The organism is Bacteroides sp. RTP31139st1_H2_RTP31139_211217 (assembly GCF_040227615.1).
Classification (GTDB): domain Bacteria; phylum Bacteroidota; class Bacteroidia; order Bacteroidales; family Bacteroidaceae; genus Bacteroides; species Bacteroides uniformis.
The window spans coordinates 2,300-3,835 of the sequence record NZ_JBCNZM010000267.1 but is presented as its reverse complement, the minus strand read 5'-3'; the positions used below and the strand labels follow the sequence as shown (position 1 = coordinate 3,835).

Genomic DNA, 1,536 nt, shown 5'->3' with positions numbered 1-1,536 from the left:
CGGAACCTTCAGGCGGGAATCGGCATTATGTTTCCTTTCACCAATAACTATAAGGTGGGAAAAGAAAGAATCAGTGAAGTGGCTCCTTTCCGTTCCGAAACATTCGTCAGGGAGACGGGACAGATGGTCGTACTGCGCATGGGCTATACATTCGAGTTCGGACGCAAGCACAAGGCAGGCAACAAGGGGCTGAACAACAGTGATACGGACAGCGGCATCATCAATATGCAGCGATAACCCATTTCCTCTGTGAAGAGGAAGCCCAACGGAGAGTGGCGGAATTATACGTTATTTTGCTTCATGTATGATTAATTACCTGACCGCCACCTCTCCTGCGGGTATCTCTGTTTAGCGGATGATGGTCACCGTACCTTCCTTCACCTTTTTCTCCTTCACCGGAGCATCGGCGGGAGCATATCCCAGGGCTGCGCAGCCATATACCTTATGGCTCTCGGGTACACCCAGCTTTGTCAAGAAAGCGCGGACATCGGGGTCGTCGCAGGTCTGCCCCAACTGGTTAATCCAGCAGGAACCGATGCCGAGGGACTTGGCTGCAAGAAAAATGTTCTCCAAGGCGCAGGCACAATCCATACCGGCCCACCACTTGTCCGGCTCATTGGAGACAATGACCAACGTGGGGGCATGATAGTAGCAACAATAAGTCTGGCTGTGTCCACGCTCCCGTGTATGGAGGTCGTCACTCTTGGCAAAGGCACCTTTGATTTTATCGTTCAGCTCTTCCAGCACCTCCTTATTCTGGATGGCGGTAAAGTGCCACGTCTCCAAATGCATACCACTGGGAGCATAGGTAGCCGCCTCAAGGATAAGGTTCAAATCTTCTGCGGAAACTTGCTGTTCCGTATAGGCACGGACGCTGCGGCGTGCCTTGATGGTTTGTAATGTCTCGTTCATTTATTTATTTATTTGAGAATTGATAGTTGATAATGCACATCAGTACGTGTTCAGTGGGGCTGTTTCACCGTTTCACCAGCCCAATCTTTACATTCAGCTTGAAGTACCAGACGCCGTTCTCGCGCTCCAAGAAGCCGTATTTATCTTTCTCTACGGCACCTTTCTCCAAACGCGTATTCTGATAGAGGAAGTCTGCAAAGACCTGCGGACGGGATTTGTGGTAGCAAAGTACCTGCCCGCTGCCGTCCGTCAGGAAGATGCCTTCGACGGCAGAGTCCGTACCGTTATAAATTTTGGCAGGGCGCATGCCGAGGGCAAGTGCCAGCAGGAACTGCTTCATCTTGAACTCGTAGAAGCGGTGCTTGTTTATCAACTCGTCCTTTATCTTCAACGGATTCATCTCCTTGATGCGCTCCGTCAATTCGCTGATGCGGGTGATGCCGTCCAAGTGCATCAAGCGTACCATCTCGGCAAGCATGCGGGGGAAGTGGAGGTCTATCATCAGCAAGTTGCAGCGGAACACGCGGTCGGCAACGTCGGCATACTTCAGCACGCCGCCCAGTCGCTCAATCATCATCATGCGTTCTGCCACTTCCGTAGGAGATTCCGGCAGGGCATTCACCT

Annotated in this window: 2 protein-coding genes and 1 pseudogene; 1 reads left to right on the top strand and 2 read right to left on the bottom strand. The window is 51.8% G+C overall.

The features are described from left to right. Nucleotides 1-237: pseudogene (locus ABUA47_RS23620) on the top strand (TonB-dependent receptor); the annotation flags it as partial. 111 nt (nt 238-348) lie between these two features. Here the strand turns inward: ABUA47_RS23620 and ABUA47_RS23615 are convergent. Together ABUA47_RS23615 and ABUA47_RS23610 are read right to left on the bottom strand one after the other, a co-directional pair. After that, nucleotides 349-912 carry a nitroreductase family protein gene (locus ABUA47_RS23615; RefSeq protein WP_005828141.1) on the bottom strand — a complete coding sequence of 188 codons (564 nt, stop codon included), beginning with the start codon at nt 910-912 and terminating at the stop codon, nt 349-351. Between the two features lie 64 nt (nt 913-976). Then, nucleotides 977-1,536: HpaII family restriction endonuclease (locus ABUA47_RS23610; RefSeq protein ID WP_349832165.1), on the bottom strand; the 560-nt coding region annotated here is incomplete at its 5' end.

Bases quoted from the DNA above. Each gene is read 5' to 3' on its own strand.
- ABUA47_RS23615 (WP_005828141.1), bottom strand. From the start codon at position 912: ATGAACGAGACATTACAAACCATCAAGGCACGCCGCAGCGTCCGTGCC.